Annotated in this window: 22 protein-coding genes; 7 read left to right on the forward strand and 15 right to left on the reverse strand. The window is 71.0% G+C overall.

Annotated features, from left to right (window positions below; genetic code table 11):
* Positions 1 to 22: 22 nt before the first annotated feature.
* Both ACIQMX_RS04390 and ACIQMX_RS04395 read left to right on the forward strand, forming a co-directional pair.
* Complete coding sequence (locus ACIQMX_RS04390) at positions 23 to 541, forward strand: methylated-DNA--[protein]-cysteine S-methyltransferase (RefSeq protein WP_363071471.1); 519 nt, start codon at positions 23 to 25, stop codon at positions 539 to 541.
* Positions 541 to 1,257 (forward strand): alpha-ketoglutarate-dependent dioxygenase AlkB family protein, encoded by a 717-nt coding sequence (locus ACIQMX_RS04395; RefSeq protein ID WP_402474830.1) that lies wholly within the window; start codon positions 541 to 543, stop codon positions 1,255 to 1,257. Before ACIQMX_RS04390 ends, ACIQMX_RS04395 begins: the two co-directional genes overlap by 1 nt.
* Here ACIQMX_RS04395 and ACIQMX_RS04400 read toward each other — a convergent pair.
* The 14 genes from ACIQMX_RS04400 to ACIQMX_RS04465 form a co-directional block, all read right to left on the reverse strand.
* Entirely contained in the window at positions 1,218 to 1,493 is a 276-nt protein-coding gene (locus ACIQMX_RS04400; RefSeq protein WP_402474831.1) for a GlsB/YeaQ/YmgE family stress response membrane protein, read from the reverse strand. The two genes, ACIQMX_RS04395 and ACIQMX_RS04400, sit on opposite strands and share 40 nt — an antisense overlap.
* A gap of 122 nt (positions 1,494 to 1,615) precedes the next feature.
* Entirely contained in the window at positions 1,616 to 2,008 is a 393-nt protein-coding gene (locus ACIQMX_RS04405) for a YccF domain-containing protein (protein ID WP_359078255.1), read from the reverse strand.
* Complete coding sequence (htpX, locus tag ACIQMX_RS04410; protein WP_363071465.1) at positions 2,005 to 2,868, reverse strand: zinc metalloprotease HtpX; 864 nt, start codon at positions 2,866 to 2,868, stop codon at positions 2,005 to 2,007. The genes ACIQMX_RS04405 and htpX overlap by 4 nt, the downstream gene beginning before the upstream one ends.
* A 192-nt stretch (positions 2,869 to 3,060) precedes the next feature.
* A complete protein-coding gene (mscL, locus tag ACIQMX_RS04415) occupies positions 3,061 to 3,525 on the reverse strand; it encodes a large conductance mechanosensitive channel protein MscL (RefSeq protein WP_363071463.1) in 465 nt (154 codons plus the stop codon).
* Positions 3,526 to 3,641: 116 nt separating this feature from the next.
* Positions 3,642 to 5,210 (reverse strand): NADH-quinone oxidoreductase subunit N, encoded by a 1,569-nt coding sequence (locus ACIQMX_RS04420; protein ID WP_402475589.1) that lies wholly within the window; start codon positions 5,208 to 5,210, stop codon positions 3,642 to 3,644.
* 29 nt (positions 5,211 to 5,239) lie between these two features.
* Positions 5,240 to 6,790, reverse strand: coding sequence for a NuoM family protein (locus ACIQMX_RS04425; RefSeq protein ID WP_402475591.1), 1,551 nt, complete (start codon positions 6,788 to 6,790; stop codon positions 5,240 to 5,242).
* A 27-nt stretch (positions 6,791 to 6,817) separates the two neighbouring features.
* Entirely contained in the window at positions 6,818 to 8,818 is a 2,001-nt protein-coding gene (locus tag ACIQMX_RS04430; protein ID WP_402474834.1) for an NADH-quinone oxidoreductase subunit L, read from the reverse strand.
* On the reverse strand, positions 8,815 to 9,234 hold the full coding sequence (gene nuoK, locus ACIQMX_RS04435; protein WP_402474837.1) for an NADH-quinone oxidoreductase subunit NuoK: 420 nt from the start codon (positions 9,232 to 9,234) through the stop codon (positions 8,815 to 8,817). Before nuoK ends, ACIQMX_RS04430 begins: the two co-directional genes overlap by 4 nt.
* A complete protein-coding gene (locus ACIQMX_RS04440; protein ID WP_402474840.1) occupies positions 9,234 to 9,938 on the reverse strand; it encodes an NADH-quinone oxidoreductase subunit J in 705 nt (234 codons plus the stop codon). Before ACIQMX_RS04440 ends, nuoK begins: the two co-directional genes overlap by 1 nt.
* Positions 9,938 to 10,588, reverse strand: a complete 651-nt coding sequence (locus tag ACIQMX_RS04445; protein ID WP_402474842.1) for a NuoI/complex I 23 kDa subunit family protein — start codon at positions 10,586 to 10,588, stop codon at positions 9,938 to 9,940. The genes ACIQMX_RS04440 and ACIQMX_RS04445 overlap by 1 nt, the downstream gene beginning before the upstream one ends.
* Positions 10,588 to 11,556, reverse strand: a complete 969-nt coding sequence (locus tag ACIQMX_RS04450) for a complex I subunit 1 family protein (RefSeq protein WP_363071451.1) — start codon at positions 11,554 to 11,556, stop codon at positions 10,588 to 10,590. The genes ACIQMX_RS04445 and ACIQMX_RS04450 overlap by 1 nt, the downstream gene beginning before the upstream one ends.
* Entirely contained in the window at positions 11,553 to 12,974 is a 1,422-nt protein-coding gene (locus ACIQMX_RS04455; protein WP_402474845.1) for an NADH-quinone oxidoreductase subunit C, read from the reverse strand. Before ACIQMX_RS04455 ends, ACIQMX_RS04450 begins: the two co-directional genes overlap by 4 nt.
* Positions 12,971 to 13,618, reverse strand: coding sequence for an NADH-quinone oxidoreductase subunit B family protein (locus tag ACIQMX_RS04460; RefSeq protein WP_363071447.1), 648 nt, complete (start codon positions 13,616 to 13,618; stop codon positions 12,971 to 12,973). The genes ACIQMX_RS04455 and ACIQMX_RS04460 overlap by 4 nt, the downstream gene beginning before the upstream one ends.
* Entirely contained in the window at positions 13,609 to 14,049 is a 441-nt protein-coding gene (locus ACIQMX_RS04465; RefSeq protein WP_402475593.1) for an NADH-quinone oxidoreductase subunit A, read from the reverse strand. The genes ACIQMX_RS04460 and ACIQMX_RS04465 overlap by 10 nt, the downstream gene beginning before the upstream one ends.
* A gap of 270 nt (positions 14,050 to 14,319) precedes the next feature.
* Between ACIQMX_RS04465 and ACIQMX_RS04470 the strand changes: the two genes are divergently transcribed.
* The 5 genes from ACIQMX_RS04470 (at position 14,320) to ACIQMX_RS04490 (ending at position 21,331) form a co-directional block, all read left to right on the forward strand.
* Positions 14,320 to 15,522, forward strand: coding sequence for a sensor domain-containing protein (locus ACIQMX_RS04470; RefSeq protein WP_363071445.1), 1,203 nt, complete (start codon positions 14,320 to 14,322; stop codon positions 15,520 to 15,522).
* A 224-nt stretch (positions 15,523 to 15,746) separates the two neighbouring features.
* Positions 15,747 to 17,102 carry a sensor domain-containing protein gene (locus ACIQMX_RS04475; RefSeq protein WP_363071443.1) on the forward strand — a complete coding sequence of 452 codons (1,356 nt, stop codon included), beginning with the start codon at positions 15,747 to 15,749 and terminating at the stop codon, positions 17,100 to 17,102.
* Positions 17,103 to 17,381: 279 nt separating this feature from the next.
* Positions 17,382 to 18,041, forward strand: coding sequence for a response regulator transcription factor (locus tag ACIQMX_RS04480; RefSeq protein ID WP_148022109.1), 660 nt, complete (start codon positions 17,382 to 17,384; stop codon positions 18,039 to 18,041).
* Positions 18,042 to 18,324: 283 nt separating this feature from the next.
* The gene (locus tag ACIQMX_RS04485; RefSeq protein WP_363071441.1) at positions 18,325 to 20,280 is read left to right on the forward strand and encodes a 2-oxoacid:acceptor oxidoreductase subunit alpha; all 1,956 of its coding nucleotides are present in this window, start codon (positions 18,325 to 18,327) and stop codon (positions 20,278 to 20,280) included.
* Positions 20,273 to 21,331: a 2-oxoacid:ferredoxin oxidoreductase subunit beta gene (locus ACIQMX_RS04490; RefSeq protein ID WP_402474847.1), complete on the forward strand. Its 1,059-nt coding sequence runs from the start codon at positions 20,273 to 20,275 to the stop codon at positions 21,329 to 21,331. Before ACIQMX_RS04485 ends, ACIQMX_RS04490 begins: the two co-directional genes overlap by 8 nt.
* 64 nt (positions 21,332 to 21,395) lie before the next feature.
* Here ACIQMX_RS04490 and ACIQMX_RS04495 read toward each other — a convergent pair whose 3' ends face one another.
* Positions 21,396 to 21,749 carry a helix-turn-helix domain-containing protein gene (locus tag ACIQMX_RS04495; protein ID WP_363071513.1) on the reverse strand — a complete coding sequence of 118 codons (354 nt, stop codon included), beginning with the start codon at positions 21,747 to 21,749 and terminating at the stop codon, positions 21,396 to 21,398.
* Between the last annotated feature and the right edge of the window lies 1 nt (position 21,750).

Below are 21,750 nucleotides of genomic sequence, written 5' to 3' on the forward strand. Positions count from 1 at the left end.
CGGACGAGGAGAGGGACGAGTCATGACCATGTACGCGACGGTCGACAGCCCGCTGGGTGAGCTGCTGCTGGTCGGCGAGGAGGCCGCGGGCCCTGCCGGTACCGCGGCGGGGGTCGCGCTCGTCTCGCTCTCCCTGCCCGGGCAGAAGGGCGCGGCGGTCGTCCAGGACGGCTGGCGCCACGACCCGGCGGCGTTCGAGGGGATCGCCGCCCAGTTGCGGGAGTACTTCGAGGGGCGGCGGACCCGGTTCGAGATCCGGTACGCCGACGGCCGGGGCACGGACTTCCAGCGCCGGGTCTGGGCCGCGCTGGACGCTGTCCCGTACGGGGAGACGGTGTCGTACGGGCAGATCGCCGAGCGCGTCGGTTCCGCCGGGGCGGGGGTCCGGGCCGTGGGGACCGCCATCGGGCGCAATCCGCTGCTGGTCGTGCGGCCGTGCCACCGGGTGATCGGCGCGGACGGGGCGCTGCGCGGCTACGCGGGCGGCCTGGAGAGCAAGGAGCGGCTTCTGGGGCTCGAGGGCGCCCTGGCGGTGGGCTGATGACGGGGCTCTTCCCGAGGCCGCGTGCGGTGGTCGCGCCGGGCGCCGTACACGTACCGGAGTGGCTGTCGGCCGGGCAGCAGCGGGAGTTGGTGGAGGCGTGCCGGGAATGGGCGCGCGGGCCCGTTCCGTTGCGGCACACGGCGCTGCCGGGTGGTGGGGTGATGTCGGTGCGGACCGTGTGCCTGGGATGGCACTGGCAGCCCTACCGGTACACCCGTACGGCGGACGACGTGAACGGCGCGCCGGTCGCGCCGTTCCCGCAGTGGCTGGCGGAGCTGGGGCGGGCGGCCGTGGCGGAGGCGTACGGGACGGAGGGTCCGGCACGGACGTACGCGCCCGACGCCGCGCTGATCAACTTCTATGACGACGCCGCGCGGATGGGCATGCACCAGGACAAGGAGGAACGGTCCGGTGCCCCCGTCGTCTCGCTCAGCATCGGCGACACGTGCGTCTTCCGGTTCGGCAACACGGAGAACCGGGGGCGGCCCTACACGGACGTGGAGCTGGCCTCCGGGGACCTGTTCGTCTTCGGCGGGCCGTCGCGTCACGCGTTCCACGGAGTGCCGAGGGTCCGTCCCGGCACGGCGGGTCCCGGGACGGGAATGAGCCGTGGCCGGCTCAACCTGACGCTGCGCCAGACGGGTCTCGGCGCCCCGGGGCCCGACGAGGCACGTCAGCGGCGTTCGCGGGAGTTCCCGAACAGCAGCCGGTAGGCGATCAGCAGGACGAGCGAGCCGCCTATGGCCGACACCCAGGTCGCCGGGTCGAAGATGTCCTCGTTGTCGATCGTGCGGTCCAGGAAGCGTGTCGCTATCCAGCCGCCCAGGAAGGCGCCGACGATCCCGATGAGGGTGGTCCCCACGAGGCCGCCGGGGTCGCGGCCCGGCAGCAGGATCTTGGCGATGACGCCCGCGACGAGTCCGAGAATGATCCAGACGATGATGGTCATGCACGCCAACCTACCCGCCACTCGGTCCTGGAATCCAAGACGTTCGTACCAGGTCGGGTGGTTGCGGAAGACGGCTGTGAACTGCTGTGAACCGCCTGTGCGCCGCTCGGCGCGCGGTCGGGCTACCAGCCGGCGAACTCGTCGTCGGTGCTGACGATCTCCTTGCCGAAGGGCATCAGGGAGACCGGGATCAGCTTGAAGTTCGCGATGCCCAGCGGGATGCCGATGATCGTGATGCACAGCGCGATGCCGGTGGTGATGTGGCCGAGCGCCAGCCACCAGCCGGCGAGGACCAGCCAGAGCACGTTGCCGACGCAGGAGGGCGCGCCCGCGTCCCGGCGGTCGACGACGCGGTGGCCGAAGGGCCACAGGGCGTAGAGGCCGATGCGGAAGGCCGCCAGGCCGAACGGGATGCCGATGATCGTGATGCACAGCAGGAGTCCGGCGAGGATGTATCCGAGGAACATCCAGAAGCCGCACAGGACCAGCCAAATGACGTTCAGAATTGTCTTCATGGGCGATGACCTGCCATCTGCTCGAGCCGGGCGATGCGCTCGGCCATGGGCGGGTGGGTCGAGAACATCTTGGACATGCCCTGCCCGGGGCGGAACGGGTTCGCGATCATCATGTGGCTCGCGGTCTCGATCCGGGGCTCGGGGGGCAGTGGGAGCTGCTTGGTGCCGGCGTCCAGCTTCCGCAGGGCACTGGCCAGGGCGAGCGGGTCGCCGGTCAGCTGGGCGCCCGAGGCGTCCGCCTCGTACTCCCGGGAGCGGCTGACGGCCAGTTGGATCACGGACGCGGCGAGCGGGCCCAGGATCATGATCAGGAGCATGCCGAGGATGCCGGGACCGTCGTCGTCGTTGGAGCGGCCGACCGGGATCAGCCAGGCGAAGTTGACCAGGAACATGACGACGGAGGCGAGCGCCCCGGCGACGGACGAGATCAGGATGTCGCGGTTGTAGACATGGCTGAGCTCGTGGCCGAGGACGCCGCGCAGTTCCCGTTCGTCCAGGATCTGGAGGATGCCGTCGGTGCAGCAGACCGCGGCGTTGCGCGGGTTGCGGCCGGTCGCGAAGGCGTTGGGGGCCTGGGTCGGGGAGATGTAGAGCCGCGGCATGGGCTGACGGGCCGCGGTGGAGAGCTCACGGACCATGCGGTAGAGCTGCGGCGCCTCGAACTCGCTCACCGGGCGCGCCCGCATCGCCCGCAGCGCCAGCTTGTCGCTGTTCCAGTAGGCGTAGGCGTTGGTGCCGACGGCTACGAGGAGCGCGACGATCAGGCCCGTACGTCCGAAGAAGCTGCCGATGACGATGATGAGTGCGGACAGGCCCCCGAGGAGTACGGCGGTTCTCAGCCCGTTGTGCCGGCGGTGCACGGTACGCCCTCCAAATGGTGCAGCAGGGGAACCCTTGCTTGGTGGTGCTCCACTCCCCAGTGGAGCCTCCCGTACTGGTCAACGCCAGGCGAGGAAAGCTAGTTCCCTTGTGCTCACGGCCGCGGGGCCCGGCCGCTCCGGGCGTTCGTGCCGGAGCGGACCGTAGGCCGTACGGGTGGAGGGTGGCGCCGGTCAGCGCTGGACGGGCAGTTTCGCGAGCGCCAGGGCCTCGGGGTCGGGCTCGACCTCACTGGTGCAGTGGGCGCAGCGGGAGGCGACGGCGGGGATCGACGTGTAGCAGCGGGGGCAGTCGCGCAGCGCGGCCTTGATGTCGACCTGCTCCTGGTCCTTCTTGGCGGTGAAGCGGTCCTGGACCTTCGCCATGGGTACGACGACGCAGAAGTAGAGGACCGCGGCGGTGATGAGGAAGGCGATCGCGGCGCTGACGAAGAGGCCGTAGGGGAACGTCACGCCGTCGAACTTGAAGTGCGCCTTGCTGAAGTCGCCCGTTCCGCGGGTGATGATGCCGATCAGCGGCACGATGAACGCGTTGCTGAATCCGGTGACGACCGCGGTGAACGCCGCTCCGACGGCGAGGCCGATCGCCATGGAGACGACGTTGCCGCGAAGGATGAAGTCCTTGAACCCGTTCAGCACTGCTTCCGGCTCCTCTGTGGTGATGTGAAGGCTGTCTGCGCCATGCGCGGGCATGACCCTGCCCTGTGCGGACTGCCGGGGGCAAACCGATCTTGCGGTCGCGGCGGGAGCAGCCGTCAGAACAGGTTGACGTCGGCGAATCTGAGGACGGTCTGCGGGGCGCCCGACAGTGCGATGCCGGCGACGGCCGTGAGGACGATCGCGACGGTGAGCGGTGCCGGGGTGCGGGGGCCGGCGGCCGGCTGCTGCTCCGTGCCGTCCTCGGCGGGGCTGCGGAACAGGGCCGCGGTCCACTGGAGGTAGTAGTAGAGCGCGATCACGACGTTCACCGCCATGACGACGGCGAGCCAGCCCAGCCCGGCGTCGACGGCCGAGGAGAAGACCGTGACCTTGGCGAAGAGCCCGATGATGCCCGGCGGCAGTCCGGCCAGGCAGAGCAGGAAGAAGCCCATCGCGAGTGCGGCGAGCGGGCGCGTGGCGTACAGGCCCCGGTAGTCGGCGACGCGGTTGCCCGGGTGGGTGCGGGCGACGAGTGCGGCGACCGCGAAGGCTCCGAGGTTCACGACGGCGTACATCAGCGCGTACGCGACGGTGGAGCCGATCTGCCGGTCTCCGGCGTACGCGGCGGCCGCGATCGGGACCAGGAGGTAGCCGGCCTGGGCGACGGACGACCAGGCGAGCAGCCGTACGGCGCTGCGGGCGCGGGTGGCGCTCTGGCGCAGCGCGGCGACGTTGCCGACGGTCATCGTGAGCGCGGCGAGGACGGCGAGGGCGGGGCCCCAGACGTCCGCGTACGACGGGAAGGCGACCACGGTGACGAGGATGAGGCCGGAGAAGCCGACCGCCTTGCCGACGACCGAGAGGTAGGCGGCGATCGGCAGCGGGGCGCCGACGTAGGTGTCGGGGACCCAGAAGTGGAAGGGCGCCGCGGCCGTCTTGAAGGCGAAGCCGACGAGCGTCAGGGCGACGCCCGCCCGGGCCAGGGTGGAGAGCCGGCCGGGGACGTCGTCGAGCTGGGCGGCGATCTCCGTGAGGTGGAGGGTGCCGGTCGCCGCGTACACGAAGCTGACGCCGAGGAGCATCACGGCGGTCGCGACGACGGAGGAGAGGAAGAACTTCAGGGCGGCCTCGGAGGAGCGCCGGTCGCCGCGCTTGATGCCGACGAGGGCGAAGGCGGGCAGCGAGGCGACTTCGAGGGCGACGACGAGGGTGGCGAGGTCGCGGGCGGCGGGCAGGAGCGCGGCACCGGCGGCGGAGGACAGCAGCAGGAACCAGAACTCGCCGGCGGGCAGCTTGCGGGTGTCGCCGATGGAGAGCAGCGCGGTGAGCAGGGCGCCGCCGAGGACGAGTGCCTGGATGACCAGGGTGAAGTGGTCGGCGGTGTAGCTGCAGGCGCGGGTGCCGGTGGTGACGCAGAACGTGGAGCGGTCGCCGTCGTGCAGCGGAATGAGGAGCGCGAGCGCGGCGACGAGTCCGCCGACGGCACCGTAACCGAGCAGCGGCTTGCGGGCCGCGGGAACGAAGAGGTCGGCGACCAGGACGGCGAGTGCGACGGCCGCGACGACGACCGGGGGCGCGATCGCGAGCCAGTCGACGGACTGGACGAGGCTCGTGGCGCTGCTCTCCGCCGCTGACCGGACCAGGTTCGCCGTGCTGCTCCCGGCCGCCGACTGGACCAGGTTCACTGCGCCGGGTGTGCTTTCGGCTGCCACGATCACGACTTGCCTCCTGCGAGGAGCTTCTGCACGGCCGGGTCGGTCAGGCCGAGGAGGACGGCGGGCCACAGGCCGGCGAGGACGGTGAGGGCCGCGAGGGGTGTCCAGGCGGCGAACTCGTAGCTCTGGACGTCGGCGATCGGGTGCGGCTCCTCGCGGATGGCGCCCATGCAGACGCGGCGGACCACGACGAGCAGGTACGCGGCGGTGAGCAGGGTGCCGAACGCGGCGATGGACATGAAGGTCAGGAAGGCGGCGCGGTTCAGGCCCTCGGCGGGGTCGAAGGCGCCGAACAGGGCGAGCATCTCGCCCCAGAAGCCGGCCAGGCCGGGCAGGCCCAGCGAGGCGACCGCGGCGAACGCGAGGAGGCCGCCGAGGCGGGGCGCGCGACCGTAGAGGGCGGCGCCCGTTGCTCCGGCGAGGGTATCGAGATCGGCGGTGCCGTACCGGTCCTTGACCGCGCCGACCAGGAAGAACAGCAGGCCGGTGATGAGGCCGTGGGCGATGTTGGCGAAGAGCGCGCCGTTGACGCCGGTGGGGGTCATGCTCGCGATACCGAGGAGGACGAAGCCCATGTGGCCGACGGAGGAGTACGCGATCAGCCGCTTCAGGTCGCCCTTGGCGCCGGGCCGGGCGAGCGCCAGGCAGGCGAGCGATCCGTAGATGATCCCGGCGACCGCGAAGGCCGCGAGCCAGGGCGCGAAGGTGTGCATGCCGTCGGGGGCGATCGGGAGCAGGATGCGGACGAACCCGTACGTGCCCATCTTCAGCATGACGCCGGCGAGGAGGACCGAGCCGACCGTCGGGGCGGCGGTGTGGGCGTCGGGGAGCCAGCTGTGCAGCGGCCACATCGGGGTCTTCACCGCGAGCCCGATTCCGATGGCGAGAACGGCGATGACCTGCACGGACGAGGTGAGGCCGCGGCCGTTGTCAGTGGCGAGTGCCACCATGTCGAAGGTGCCGCTCTTCAGTCCGATGAGGAGCAGGCCCAGCAGCATGACGACCGAGCCGAGCAGTGTGTAGAGGATGAACTTCCAGGCGGCAGCCTGCTTCCGCGCACCACCCCAGCGGGCGATGAGGAAGTACATCGGGATGAGCACCATCTCGAACGCCAGGAAGAACAGCAGCAGATCGAGGACGGCGAAGGTCGCGAGGGTGCCGGACTCCAGGACGAGGATCAGGGCGACGAAGGCCTTCGGGGAGGGGCCTTGGGGCAGCTTGAAGTAGCTGTACAGCGCGCAGAGGAAGGTCAGCAGCGCGGTCAGTACGAGGAGGGGGAGCGAGATGCCGTCGATGCCGAGATGGATGCGGACGTCGAGCGCCGGGATCCAGCTGATGTCGGTGGTGGCCTGCATCTTCGACGGGTGGTCGTGGTCGAAGCCCAGGGCCAGTACGAGGACGGCGACGAGGATCACGCCGGTGACCGTCACGCCGTGGCGGAGCACGGCCTGGTCCGGGTTCCTGCCCTTCAGCCCGGGCGGGGCCGGAAGCAGAGCGGCCACGGCTCCGAGGAGCGGGACGACGACGACGAACGCCAGAAGGAACTGCATCACGGATGCGCTGATATCGAACACGGCTCACGACCCGGCGTTGACGTTGGCGAAGACGACGGCGGCGACCGCCAGGACCAGCGAACCGGCGAGCAGTGCGCTGAGGTAGGTCTGCACGTTGCCGGTCTGCGCGCGGCGGACCGCGGTGCCGAGCCAGCGTGCGCCGGTGGCGGAGCCGCGTACGTAGGTCTCGACGACCTCGCGGTCCAGGAAGCGGACGAGGCTCGCCGCGGCCCGGACGGGGCGGACGAACAGGACCGCGTACAGGGCGTCCAGGTGGAAGCCGGTGGCCGCGTGGCGGTGGAGGGGGCCGAGCAGCAGACGGCCGGGGTCGGCCGGGTCGGGGGCGTCACCGGCGGTGCCGTAGGCGGCGGTGTGGCTCTCCAGGGCCTCGATCTCCACGAGGGCCGGTTCCGCGTCGGGGTGGGCGACGACCGAACCCATGGGGGTGCGGGCGGCGAGCGCCGTGGTGTGGCGCCAGGCTCCGTAGGTGACGAGGCCGCCGACGAGTCCGACGCCGGTGGACAGCACGGCGGTGGTCAGCGACGGGGTGAGGCTGTGGCCGTCGAACCAGTCGGTGATCACGCCGACGGTGAGTCCGAAGGCCATGGTGGGCACGGCCAGTACCCACAGGACCGAGGTCATGGCCACGGGCTGGCTGCCGTGGTCGGGAGCTTCGGCGCCGCGGCCGCGGAAGGCGAGGAGCCAGAGCCGGGTGGCGTACGCGGCGGTGAGGACGGCCGCCAGGAGGCCGGCCACGAGGACGGTCCAGCCGGCCGCGGCCGGGGCGACGTGCCGGTCGCCGAGGGCGGTGTGTTCGGCGGCGACGAGGACGGCTTCCTTGGAGAAGAAGCCGGCGAACGGCGGGATGGCGGCCAGCGCGAGGAGGGCGACCGTCATCGTCCAGTAGGCGTCGGGGATGCGCTTGGCCAGGCCTCCCATGCGGGACATGGCGGCCAGTGAGTTGGTGCCGGCTGCGTGGATGACGACGCCCGCGGCCAGGAAGAGGACGGCTTTGAACGCACCGTGCGAGATGAGGTGGAAGACGGCGGCGCCGCGGTCCCCGACGGCCAGGGCGCCGGACATGTATCCGAGCTGGCCGATGGTCGAGTACGCGAGGACGCGCTTGATGTCGTCCTGCGCGAGGGCGGCGAGTCCGGAGCCGATCATCGTGACGGCGGCCATCACCGCGAGGACGACGAGGGCGGCGCCGGATTCGGCGAAGACGGGAAGGAGCCGGGCCACGAAGTAGATGCCGGCGGCGACCATCGTCGCCGCGTGGATCAGCGCGGAGACGGGCGTGGGGCCGGCCATCGCGTCGGGCAGCCAGGTGTGCAGCGGGAACTGTGCGGACTTGCCCGCGACACCGGCGAGAAGAAGCAGGGCGATCAGGGTGGGGTGGTCGAGACCGCCGTGGGCGACGGAGCCGAGGATGCCGGTGATGCGGAACGTGCCGGTGTCGGCGGCGAGGGCGAACAGGCCGATGAGGAAGGGGACGTCGCCGAGCTTGGTGACCAGGAAGGCCTTGAGGGAGGCGGCGCGGGCCTCGGGCGTCTCCCAGTAGTGGCCGACCAGGAAGTACGAGCAGATGCCCATGATCTCCCAGCCGACCAGGAGCACCATCAGGTCGCCGGTGTAGACGACGAGCAGCATCGCGGAGGTGAAGAGGGAGACCAGGGCCGCGTACGAGGGATAGCGGGGGTCGTCGCGCAGGTAGGCGGTCGAGTAGATCTGCACGCAGCTCGCGACGAGGCCGACCAGGACGGCGACGAGGACGGCGAAGCCGTCGAGGTGCAGCGCGAGGTCGATCGGGACCGAGCCGGTGGGCGTCAGCCGGGTCGCGGCGTCGATGGCCGGCCCGCCGCCCTGGCGTGCGGCGACGACGGCCGCGATGACGAGGGAGGCGAGGGACGGCAGGACGGCGAGCGGCCGGACGAAGCCCGGTGCGCTGCGGCCGAGGAGAAGCCCGGCCGCCGCCCCCAGGAACGGCAGGAGAGGGACGAGTACGGCGAGGGTCGTGGTGGTCACGCGGTGGCCTCAGCCTTCTTAGCCTTCCCTGCCGGAGCAGTGGCCTGGTCTTCGGTGGCTTCGGCGTCGTCCGGGTCGTCGGGGCCGTCCGGGAGTTCTTCGGCTTCGTCGGTCTCGGCGGTGTCGCGGAGGCGGTCGACGTCGGAGCTGCCGCGGTTGCGATAGACGGCGAGGACGATCGCCAGGCCGATGCCGATCTCCGCGGCCGCGATGGCGATGGTGAACAGGGTGAGGGCCTGGCCGGAGTGCACGGCGTCGCGGAGCCAGACGTCGAAGGCGACGAGGTTGAGGTTGACGGCGTTGAGCATCAGCTCGACGGACATCAGGACGAGGATCGCGTTGCGGCGGGCGAGCACTCCGTACAGCCCGGTGCAGAAGAGGAGGGCGGCGAGCACGGCGGGATAGGCGAGGTGCATCAGCGCTTGTCCTCTCGGGGTGCGTTCGCTCGGGGGGCGCTCGTGCGGGATGCGGTCGTCGGGGCTGCGCTCGTCTTGGGTGCGGCTGTTCCGGGTGCGGCCGCTCCGGGTGCGGTCTTCCGGCCCTTGCGGGACAGGACGATCGCGCCGACGAGGGCGGCGAGCAGGAGGACCGAGAGCGCTTCGAAAGGCAGCACCCAGTGCCGGAAGAGGAAGGAGCCGGTGGCCTCGGTGGAGCCCTGGGCCGGCCCGTCCAGTTCGATCCAGGTGGTGCGGAAGGCGTCGACGACGACCCAGACGAGGGTTCCGGCCGCGGCGACGGCCACCGCGAGGGCGGCCCAGCGGTTCTCCGAATCGGCGTCGGGGGAGCGGCCGATGGGAGCCCTGGTGAGCATCAGCCCGAAGAGGAGGAGTACGACCACGGAACCGACGTAGATCAGTACCTGCACCCAGGCGATGAACTCCGCCGTGAGCAGGAGGTACTCGACGGCGAGACCGCCGAGCGCCACGATCAGCCAGAGGGCCGCGTGCACCAGTTGTCTGGTCGTGACGGTGACGAGGGCCGCGCCGAGGGTGGCGATGCCGACGAGGACGAAGGCGATCTCGATCCCGGTCGGGGAGAGGAAGCCGGGGTGGCTCGCGGCTGCCGCGAGGGCGGGGGCACGGGCGAGGTCCAGGGCAGGGGCGATTCCGGTGGTGATCATCACTCCTGTCCCTCCTGAGTTGCTTCGCCCTGCGTGGCTTCGCCCTCGGCGGCCTGCTGCGCCGCGGCCTGCTGCGCCGCTTCTTCCTGCGCCGCCGCTTCCTGCTGCGCCGCCGCTTCCTGTTCGCGCTGGGCGCGGAGCTTGTCCGCCGTCTTGCGGGCGGCGGCGACCTCCTTCGGTTCCTCGGCGGCCGGGTCGAGGGCCGGCGGCTCGGGAACCGTCCACATCCAGTCGCGCAGCTTGTCGCGCTCATGGGTGAGTTCGAGGATGTCCGTCTCCGCGTACTCGAACTCCGGCGACCAGAACAGGGCGTCGAACGGGCACACCTCGATGCAGATGCCGCAGTACATGCAGAGCGAGAAGTCGATCGCGAAGCGGTCCAGCACGTTGCGGCTGCGCTCGCGGCCGCCCGGGACCGCCGCGGGCACGGTCTCCTTGTGGGAGTCGATGTAGATGCACCAGTCCGGGCACTCGCGTGCGCAGAGCATGCAGACCGTGCAGTTCTCCTCGAACAGCGCGATGACGCCGCGGGAGCGCGGCGCGAGATCGGGCTGCACGTCCGGGTACTGCGCGGTGACGGTCTTCTTCGTCATCGTCCGCAGGGTGACGGCGAGGCCCTTGGCCAGACCTGAGCCGGGGATCGGGGGCACTAGTTGATCGCCACCTTCACGATGCCGGTGAGCGCGATCTGCGCGAGGGCGAGCGGGATGAGTGTGGTCCAGGCGAGCTTCTGGAGCTGGTCCTCACGCAGCCGCGGATAGCTCACGCGCAGCCAGATGACGAGGAACGCGAGGATGCCGGTCTTCAGGAGCGTCCAGACCCAGCCCAGTCCGTCGGCGCCCAGCGGACCGTGCCAGCCGCCGAGGAAGAGGACGGTGGTGAGCCCGCACAGCACGACGATGCCCGCGTACTCGGCGAGCAGGAAGAGCGCGAAGCGGAGGCCGGTGTACTCGGTGTACGCGCCGAAGATGATCTCGGAGTCGGCGACCGGCATGTCGAACGGCGGGCGCTGGAGCTCGGCGAGGCCGGCCACGAAGAAGACCAGGGCACCGACGATCTGCCAGGGCAGCCACCACCACTCGAAGGCGTCGAGGATGCCGGGGAGCGACACGGTGCCGGCCGCCATCGCCACGGAGGCGGCGGCAAGCAGCATCGGCAGCTCGTACGCGAGCAGTTGCGCGGCGGTACGGAGGCCGCCGAGCAGGGAGAACTTGTTGGCGGACGCCCAGCCCGCCATGAGGGAGCCGAGCACGCCGACGCCCATCACCGCGAGCACGAAGAAGATGCCCGCGTCGACGACCTGGCCGACCGCGCCCTCACCGGGGCCGATCGGGATCGCGACGAGAACGAGGAGGTACGGCAGCAGGGCGACGGCGGGCGCGAGCTGGAAGACCCTGCGGTCGGCCTCGGCCGGGACGATGTCTTCCTTCTGCGCGAACTTCACGCCGTCCGCGACGAGCTGGGCCCAGCCGTGGAAGCCGCCTGCGTACATGGGTCCGAGGCGGCCCTGCATATGGGCCATCACCTTGTGCTCGGCCTGACCCACGATGAGGGGGACGACCATGAACACGGCGAAGACGATGACGAGGCGGAGGGCGACGTCCAGTACGTCGTTCACTCGGGGTCGCCTCCGGCGGGGGTGTCGGGGGGCCCTTGGTCCTTGGGGGCCTCCGGGGGTTCGGCGGCCTTGGGGGCCTCCGGGGGTTCGGCGGCCTTGGGGGCCTCCGGGGGTTCGGGGACCTTGGGGGCCTCCGGGGGTTCGGCGGCCTTGGGGGCCTCCGGGGGGTCGGGGGTCTGCTCGGTGGGGGGTTGGTCGGAGGATTCGGTGGTCGGTGCGGTGGGGGTGCCGGGGGTGGTCGGAGTGCCGCTGCGCGGGGCTTCTCCTCCACCCGCCCCTTCCCGAACCGGGGGCTCCGACCCCAGGCCCCCGCTCCTCAATCGCCGGAGGGGCTGGGATTCACCGGGGTCGCCGGACCCACGGGATTCACCGGAGCCACCGGGCTCACCCGGCCCTCCGGATTCGCCGGCGTCACCCGACGGCTCGTCGAACGCCGGGCGGGCGTCGTGCCACGGCGCGGCCAGGGTCGCACGCGGAACCGCGGGCGTCGTCGCCTCCGGAACCGCGGGCGTCGTCGCCTCCGGAACCGCGGGCGTCGTCGCCTCCGGAACCGCGGACGTCGTCGTCGCCGGGGGTGCCTCCGGGGCCCCGGCCGGGGGTGCCTCGGAGCCCGGGGCCGTCGTCGCCTCCGGGGTCGCCGGGGGCTGCTGGCTGGCCGATCCCTGCGATGCGCTGCGCGTACGGCGCGGGCGGGCCGGAGCCGGCTCCGTGGCCGCGGGTGCGGCCGGGGCCGCAGGTGTGGCGTCGCTCGCGCTGCGGGTGCGGCGGGGCGGGCGGTCGCCCGTGGCGCGGGCCGGCCGGGCGGGGGCCGGTGGGAGCTGGCCCTTCAGGGGGCCCCATTCGTTCGGGTCGGGGACGCCGGGCGGCAGCATCGTGCGGCGCTTGGGGCCGCCGTGCTCCGACTCGCCCGGCTCCTTGGCTCCCGGCCACGCCTTCGCGACCCGGGCTGCCAGGACGAAGTCCTTGCGCAGCGGGTGGCCCTCGAAGCCCTCGGGCAGCAGCAGGGGAACCAGGTGCGGGTGACCGTCGAAGCCGATCCCGAACATCTCGTGCGTCTCGCGCTCGTGCCAGGCGGCGCCCGCGTACACGCCGGTCGCGGTGGGCAGCACGGCTGCCTCGTGCGGAACCGTCGTACGGACCAGCAGCCTGCGGACGCTGCCGCCGCCCGCGTCCGGCAGCGCGGCGACATGGGCGCAGACCCGGAAGCCGGTGCCCGGTTCGTCCACCGCGCTCAGCCAGTCGAAGTAGGTACAGCCGAGCCGGTCGCGCGCCGTTTCGAGGGCTGTGGTCCAGGACGCCGGCGGCACGTCGACGGTCAGCAGTTCGTACGCCTGCTCCGCCGTGGCGCCCTCACCGAAGATCTCGGTGACGGCATCCGGGAGCCGGTCGTAGTTCTCGGTGCTCTCGGAGGCGGTCACTCTGCCCCCTCCCCCGGCGTGCCCGGCGTCGGCGGTGCGGCGACCAGGCCGCTGCGCAGGGCCGCGGTGGAAGGGCGGCTGCCGGCGTCCGTCGCGTAGCGCTCACCGAGCGACTCGCGCGCGATCTTCTCCTGGAGCTTGAGAATGCCCTGGAGCAGGGCCTCCGGCCGGGGCGGGCAGCCCGGTACGTAGACGTCGACCGGGATGATCTGGTCGACGCCCTTCGTCACGGAGTACGAGTCCCAGTACGGGCCGCCGCAGTTGGAGCAGGCGCCGAAGGAGATGACGTACTTCGGCTCGGGCATCTGCTCGTACAGCCGCTTCACCGCGGGCGCCATCTTGTCCGTCACCGTGCCGGAGACGATCATGAGGTCGGCCTGGCGGGGTCCGGGGGCGAAGGGGATCACGCCGAGCCGGATGAAGTCGTGGCGGGCCATGGAGGCGGCGATGAACTCGATGGCGCAGCAGGCGAGTCCGAAGTTGAAGACCCAGAGGCTGTAGCGGCGGCCCCAGTTGAGGACCACCTTCATCGGCTCCGGCGCCAGTCTGGAGAGCACCCCCAGGCGCTTCGGTTCCGGGAGGAACGTGGGTACGGGGGCGGGTTCGGCACCCGACTCGGAGGACGACGGGCTCGTCACGTCCATTCGAGGACGCCCTTCTTCCATGCGTAGAGCAGTCCCACGGCCAGGAAACCGAGGAAGATGAACATTTCCACCAGCGTCGTCGCGCCGTATCCGGGCGCGGCGAAGACGGTTGCCCACGGGAACAGGAAGATCGAGTCGACGGCGAAGATCACGTACAGGAATGCGTACACGTAGTAGCGGACCTGGGTGTGCGCCCAGCCCTCCCCCACGGGGTCCACGCCGCATTCGTACGTGAGGAGCTTCTCCGGCGTCGGCACCACGGGACGCAGCAGCCGCCCGGCCCCGAAGGCGACGGCGACGAACAGCACGCCGATCACCGCGATCAGTCCGACCACCGAGTAGCTGTGGAAGTAGTCCGACGCGAGAACGACCGGTCCCGGCGCACCGTCCGTCACGTGCCGCAGGGACGTCAGGTCCGGCGTCGCCGTCATGCCCGGGAGAGACGACATGTCCGGGAGAGACGACATGTCCGGCAGGCCCGTCACGTCCGGCAGAGCTGTCACGTCCGGCAGTTCCGCCACGTCCGTCACGTCCGCCCCCTCGCTCCCTCAGAACCTGTTCGCCGATCTGTACGCACGGGAGTCTAGGCCCTGTAAAGGGACGGTAAGCAGTTGCGTCGGGCAACTGGTGGGGATATCCCTACTTCGCCCCCACCCACGAGCCCCATGGCGTCCGGGGGTCGGGCCCGGCAGGCTGGTCGTATGACCATGAGCCCCCAGCTGCCCGACCACGACGGGCCGCCTCCGGTCCGCTTCGCCTTCGAACGGTGGACGTGGAAGGAGGTCGCGCATCTCCTCACCAACCTCCCGATGGCGGTCGCCGGATTCGTCTACACCGTGCTGATGGTTTCCATCGGCGTGGGGCTGGCGGTCACGGTGATCGGCCTGCCGCTGCTGGCGCTGGGGCTCCAGGGCGCCCGGCTGCTGGGGCGGGCCGAGCGGGGACGGGCGCGGGGCCTGCTCGGCGTGCGGATCGAGGAGCCGAGCCCGATGGCCCGGGTCCGCCGGGAGGACGGGTTCTTCGCCTGGCTGTGGTCGAGCCTGAAGGATCCGGTCGGCTGGCGGGCGGTGCTGTACTCCTTCATACGGCTGCCGTGGGGCGTGGTCACCTTCGCGGTGACGCTCGTGGGTCTCTTCGTCCTGTGGCCGGTGCTCCCCTATGTCGCGCGGTTCCTGACCAACGCCGACCGCGGAATGGTCCGCGGGCTGCTCTCCCCCTCCGACGAGCTGGAACGCCGGATCGCCGAGCTGGAGTCGGACCGCGGTGTGGTCGTGGACACGGCCGCCGCCGACCTCCGCCGCATCGAACGCGACCTCCACGACGGCGCCCAGGCCCGGCTCGTCGCCCTCGCCATGGGTCTCGGGCTGGCGAAGGAGAAGCTCACCGACGACCCGGAAGCCGCGGCAAGGATGGTCGACGAGGCCCACGGCGAAGTGAAGGTCGCCCTCCAGGAACTCCGCGACCTGGCCCGCGGCATCCACCCCGCCGTCCTCACCGACCGCGGCCTCGACGCCGCACTCTCCGCCATCGCCTCCCGCTGCACCGTCCCCGTCACGGTGGGCGTGGATCTGCCGGGACGCCCGGCGCAGGCCATCGAGGGCATCGCGTACTTCACCGTGTCCGAGCTGCTGCAGAACGTCAGCAAGCACAGCGGGGCGCATGCGGCGTCCGTCGATGTGTGGCGTTCGGCGGACCGGCTGCTGATCCGGGTCAGCGACGACGGACGGGGCGGGGCCTCGATGGACGGCGGTACGGGGATGTCCGGCCTCGCCGAGCGGCTGGGCGCCGTCGACGGGCTGTTCGTCCTCGACTCCCCGGCCGGCGGCCCGACGACCGTCACCGCCGAACTGCCCTGGCGCGACCGCGAGAGCGAGAAGAGCGCGGCCGGAGCCGGCAAGGCCTGACTCCTGCCGGGCCGGATGGCGGCCGGGGTGGGGAAAACCCCCGGCCGAACACGGATACCGGCCTCATGGTGCGCAGGCGTTCGACCCAGCACTCTTCAATCAGACGCACGAAGTACGTGCACGGCACGCACGGCACGCACAGCACTCACGGCACGCAGTCGCAGCCCCGCAGAAGCAGCAACCGCCGCACGCGCGGCGGACACAGAAGAAACGGACGGAAACCCATGGCCACGGCATACGGACCGGACACACGGGACCCCGAGCGGGCGGGTGGCGGTACGGAGAGCCGCCTCGCGGCGAAGCGCTTCCTGCCGGCCGCTCTGCGGGCCCCCGTCGAGGCCAGGACCTGGCGCGAGTTCGTCTATCTCATGCTGAGCTTCCCGATCAGCACCGTGCTGTTCTGCTTCGCGGTCACCATGACCTCGCTGAGCGCCGGGCTGCTCATCACCTTCCTGGGAATCCCGCTCCTTGCCGCCGGACTGGCCACGTGCCGCGGCCTCGGCGTGCTGGAGCGGGCCCGGGCGCGTGCCCTGCTCAAGCTGGACGTGGCCGAGCCCGCCCGGGTGCGGGGCCGGACCGGCGGTCTGATGTCCTGGGTCGGGGCGGTCCTGAAGAGCGGCGTGTCCTGGCGGCACCTGCTCTACGCGCTCCTGCACTTCCCGTGGGCGGTCTTCGCCTTCTGCGTCTCGCTGAGCCTGTGGACGTGGGGCTGGGCGGCCCTGACGTATCCGGTGTACGCCTGGGTCTTCCCCGCCTACGCGGGCATCGACGGGGTGCAGCTCTACGGCGACGGCACGCACGACGTCTACCTCGACTCGCCCTTCGAACTCGCGCTGACCAGTGCCGTCGGGCTGGTGGTCGTCATGGCCACGGCGTGGGTCATCCGCGGTCTGGCCGCGGTGGACCGGCTGATGGTGTCCGGGCTGCTGGGCCCGTCGCAGCTCGCGACGCGGGTCACCGAGCTGGAGTCGGACCGCGGTGTGGTCGTGGACACGGCCGCCGCCGACCTCCGCCGCATCGAACGCGACCTCCACGACGGCGCCCAGGCCCGGCTCGTCGCCCTCGCCATGGACCTGGGGCTGGCGAAGGAGAAGCTGACCGACGACCCGGAAGCCGCGGCAAGGATGGTCGACGAGGCCCACGGCGAAGTGAAGGTCGCCCTCCAGGAACTCCGCGACCTGGCCCGCGGCATCCACCCCGCCGTCCTCACCGACCGCGGCCTCGACGCCGCACTCTCCGCCATCGCCTCCCGCTGCACCGTCCCCGTGACCGTCGAGGTCGACCTGGCGTCCCGCCCCGCGCAGGCCATCGAGGGCATCGCCTACTTCACCGTGTCCGAACTGCTGCAGAACGTCAGCAAGCACGCCCGGGCCACCCGCGCCTCGGTCGACGTGTGGCGGTCGGCCGACCGGCTGATGCTCCAGGTCACCGACGACGGGCGCGGCGGCGCCGACCTCACGTCGGGCAGCGGCCTGGCCGGCCTGACCGAGCGGCTGGACGCGGTGGACGGGATCCTCGTCGTCGAGTCCCCGGTGGGCGGCCCGACGAAGGTCACGGCCGAGCTGCCCTGGCGCGGCTGAGCCCCGCCCGCCCATCCCGTACCCGGTCGCCGGGCGGACCCGCACACCGGGCCGCCCGGCGACCGGCCGTTTCGAACGGCCCTCGAAGGAAGCGCCGCGGGCACACCGCGGGCCCACCACGACGCAACTTCGCGAAGGCTCGCGGCGTCACTGCCGGTACTGGGATGCTGGACGGCGTACGGGCGGGACAGCAGGGCCGAGCGGACCCGCGGATCAGCTCGTGGGCGAACAGGCGAACGATCGAAACGTGGGGGATTCAGCGTCGTGGTGGAGGACAGGGTGCGTGTGGTCATCGCCGAGGATTCGGTACTGCTCCGGGAAGGACTCACCCGGTTGCTGACCGATCTCGGGCATGACGTCGTGGCCGGGGTCGGCGACGCGGAGGCGCTGATCAAGACGGTGGGCGACCTCGCCGGGCAGGACGCGCTGCCCGATGTGGTGGTCGCCGATGTGCGGATGCCGCCGACGCACACCGACGAGGGCGTGCGGGCCGCGGTGCGGCTGCGCAAGGAGTATCCGGGGATCGGGGTGCTGGTGCTTTCGCAGTACGTCGAGGAGCAGTACGCGACCGAGTTGCTGGCCGGGTCCAGCCGGGGTGTGGGCTATCTGCTGAAGGACCGGGTCGCCGAGGTACGCGAGTTCGTCGACGCGGTGGTCCGGGTGGCCCAGGGCGGCACGGCGCTGGACCCCGAGGTGGTGGCGCAGCTGCTGGGCCGGAGCCGTAAGCAGGACGTGCTGGCCGGGCTGACGCCACGTGAGCGCGAGGTGCTCGGCCTGATGGCGGAGGGGCGGACGAACTCTGCGGTGGCCCGGCAGCTCGTGGTGAGCGACGGAGCCGTGGAGAAGCACGTCAGCAACATCTTCCTGAAGCTGGGGCTGTCCCCCAGCGACGGTGACCACCGGCGCGTCCTGGCCGTACTGACCTATCTGAACTCCTGATGCGGCACAGCGATATCTGACATCCTGTCAGATATCTTTGGAGACAGCTCCGCACCGCTCCGACCAGGCAATCCGCGACTCGCTCCACGCTGACTCCACCAAAGGTCCGACGAGGAACCGCGCGGCTGATGAATCATGACGGGACAGCACCGAAAAGCGTCTCAAAACGCCGTCCACTATGTGATCGGCCAGAGGAAGGCGACCCTTACAGACGTAGGGTGGGGCTCGGGACCGCCGGCGGGCCGGATGGTTCCGAGCCGCCGCGCCGAGGGAGGTCCAGTAAGTGACCAGCCAGGTCAGTAGCCCAGCCGAACAGGCCGACGAGGCCAGTGAGGCACTCGTAGGGGGACAGCGTGCCCCCAAGTCCGCACCAGCAGGCAACGGCGAGAAAGAGATCCGCCGCCTGGACCGGGTGATCATCCGCTTCGCGGGTGACTCCGGAGACGGTATGCAGCTGACGGGTGACCGGTTCACCTCGGAGACGGCTTCCTTCGGGAACGACCTCTCCACGCTGCCGAACTTCCCCGCCGAGATCCGCGCACCCGCAGGCACCCTGCCGGGCGTGTCCTCGTTCCAGCTCCACTTCGCCGACCACGACATCCTGACCCCCGGCGACGCCCCGAACGTGCTGGTCGCGATGAACCCGGCGGCGCTCAAGGCGAACATCGCCGACGTGCCGCGCGGTGCCGACATCATCGTCAACACCGATGAGTTCACCAAGCGGCCGATGGCGAAGGTGGGTTACGCGACCAGTCCGCTGGAGGACGGCTCGCTGGAGGCGTACCACGTCCATCCGGTGCCGCTGACGACGCTCACCATCGAGGCGCTGAAGGAGTTCGGCCTCTCCCGCAAGGAGGCCGAGCGCTCCAAGAACATGTTCGCGCTGGGCCTGCTGTCATGGATGTACCACCGGCCCACCGAGAACACGGAGAAGTTCCTGCGGGCCAAGTTCGCCAAGAAGCCGCAGATCGCGGAGGCGAACGTGGCGGCGTTCCGGGCCGGGTGGAACTTCGGGGAGACCACGGAGGACTTCGCGGTCAGCTACGAGGTGGCGCCCGCCTCCCAGGCCTTCCCCACCGGCACGTACCGCAACATCTCGGGGAACCTGGCCCTGTCCTACGGCCTGATCGCCGCGGGCCGGCAGGCGGACCTGCCGCTGTACCTGGGCTCGTACCCGATCACCCCGGCCTCGGACATCCTGCACGAGCTCAGCAAGCACAAGAACTTCGGCGTGCGCACCTTCCAGGCCGAGGACGAGATCGCCGGCATCGGCGCCGCACTCGGCGCGGCCTTCGGCGGCAGCCTCGCGGTCACGACCACCTCGGGCCCGGGCGTGGCCCTCAAGTCCGAGACGATCGGCCTGGCCGTGTCCCTCGAACTCCCCCTGCTCATCATCGACATCCAGCGCGGCGGCCCGTCCACCGGCCTGCCCACCAAGACCGAGCAGGCCGACCTCCTCCAGGCGATGTACGGGCGCAACGGCGAGGCCCCGGTGCCGATCGTGGCCCCGAAGACACCGGCCGACTGCTTCGACGCGGCACTCGACGCCGCCCGGATCGCCCTGACCTACCGCACCCCGGTCTTCCTGCTCTCCGACGGCTACCTGGCCAACGGTTCCGAGCCGTGGCGCATCCCCGAGGTCGACGAACTCCCCGACCTGCGCGTCCAGTTCACCCAGGGTCCGAACCACGAGCTGGCCGACGGCACCGAGGTGTTCTGGCCCTACAAGCGCGACCCGCAGACCCTGGCCCGCCCCTGGGCCGTCCCGGGCACACCCGGTCTCGAACACCGCATCGGCGGCATCGAGAAGCAGGACGGCACCGGGAACATCTCGTACGACCCCGCCAACCACGACTTCATGGTCCGTACCCGCCAGGCGAAGGTGGACGGCATCGAGGTCCCGGACCTGGAGGTCGACGACCCGGCGGGGGCGAAGACCCTGGTGCTCGGCTGGGGATCGACGTACGGCCCCATCACCGCCGCCGTCCGCCGGCTGCGCGCCGCCGGGCAGCCGATCGCGCAGGCCCATCTGCGCCACCTCAATCCGTTCCCGCGGAATCTCGGCGAGGTGCTGAAGCGTTACGACAAGGTGGTCGTCCCCGAGATGAACCTCGGGCAGCTGGCCATGCTCATCCGGGCCAAGTACCTGGTGGACGCGCACAGTTACAACCAGGTCAACGGCATGCCGTTCAAGGCCGAGCAGCTTGCGACGGCCCTTCAGGAGGCCATCGATGGCTGAGACCAACGAACTGCTCCAGCTGGTGCCCAAGGCCGAAGCCAAGCAGTCCATGAAGGACTTCAAGTCCGACCAGGAAGTGCGCTGGTGCCCCGGCTGCGGTGACTACGCGGTCCTCGCCGCCGTGCAGGGCTTCATGCCCGATCTCGGGCTGGCGAAGGAGAACATCGTCTTCGTCTCCGGCATCGGCTGCTCCTCCCGATTCCCGTACTACATGAACACGTACGGGATGCACTCGATCCACGGCCGCGCCCCGTCGATCGCCACCGGACTGGCCTCGTCCAGGCGGGATCTGAGCGTCTGGGTGGTCACGGGGGACGGCGACGCGCTGTCCATCGGCGGCAACCACCTCATCCACGCCCTGCGCCGCAACGTGAACCTGAAGATCCTGCTGTTCAACAACCGGATCTACGGGCTCACCAAGGGGCAGTACTCCCCCACCTCCGAGGTCGGCAAGATCACCAAGTCGACGCCGATGGGTTCGCTCGACGCCCCCTTCAACCCGGTGTCCCTGGCCATCGGCGCGGAGGCCTCGTTCGTCGCCCGTACCGTCGACTCGGACCGCAAGCACCTCACGAGCGTGCTGCGCGCGGCGGCCGATCATCCCGGTACGGCGCTGGTGGAGATCTACCAGAACTGCAACATCTTCAACGACGGCGCGTTCGAGGTCATGAAGGACAAGGACCGGGCCCAGGAGGCGGTGATCCGGCTGGAGCACGGCCGGCCGATCCTCTTCGGCACGGACGACTCCAAGGGTGTCGTGCGGGACTCGCTGACGGGCGATCTGCAGGTGGTCGCCGTCACCGAGGAGAACCGTTCGCAGATCCTCGTCCACGACGCGCACGCCCCCAGCCCGACGACGGCGTTCGCGCTGTCCCGGCTGGCCGATCCGGACACCCTGCACCACACCCCGATCGGCGTGCTGCGCGACGTCGAACGGCCGGTCTACGACACCCTCATGGCCGACCAGCTCGACACGGCCGTCGAACAGCAGGGCAAGGGCGACCTCGGCGCCCTGCTCGCGGGCAACGACAACTGGACGGTCGCGGGCTGAAGCCCGCACGGTCCCGGAGCGCCTGTTCTTCCCGTACGCACGGGAAGGACAGGCGCTCCGCCGTTCACGCCACCGACGCGCGCCCCTGCTTGCGCGCGTCGTACGCCGTGCGCGCCTCGTCCACCGCGTCCAGGCTCCGTTCCGACCAGCGCGCCAGGGCCCACACCTGCTCGGCGGCCTCCCGGCCCAGGTCCGTGAGCGTGTAGTCCACCCGGGGCGGGATCACCGGTTTGGCGTCCCGGTCGACGAAGCCGTCACGTTCCAGGGTCTGGAGGGTCTGCGCCAGCATCTTCTCGCTGACGCCACCGACCTCGCGGCGCAGCTCACTGAAGCGGTACGAGCGCTCCAGCAGAGCGGCGAGCACCAGGACGCCCCAGCGGCTGGTGACGTGTTCGAGGACCAGCCGGGAGGGACACATC

Origin of the sequence: Streptomyces sp. NPDC091416 (genome assembly GCF_044756845.1) — a bacterium.
Lineage (GTDB): Bacteria > Actinomycetota > Actinomycetes > Streptomycetales > Streptomycetaceae > Streptomyces.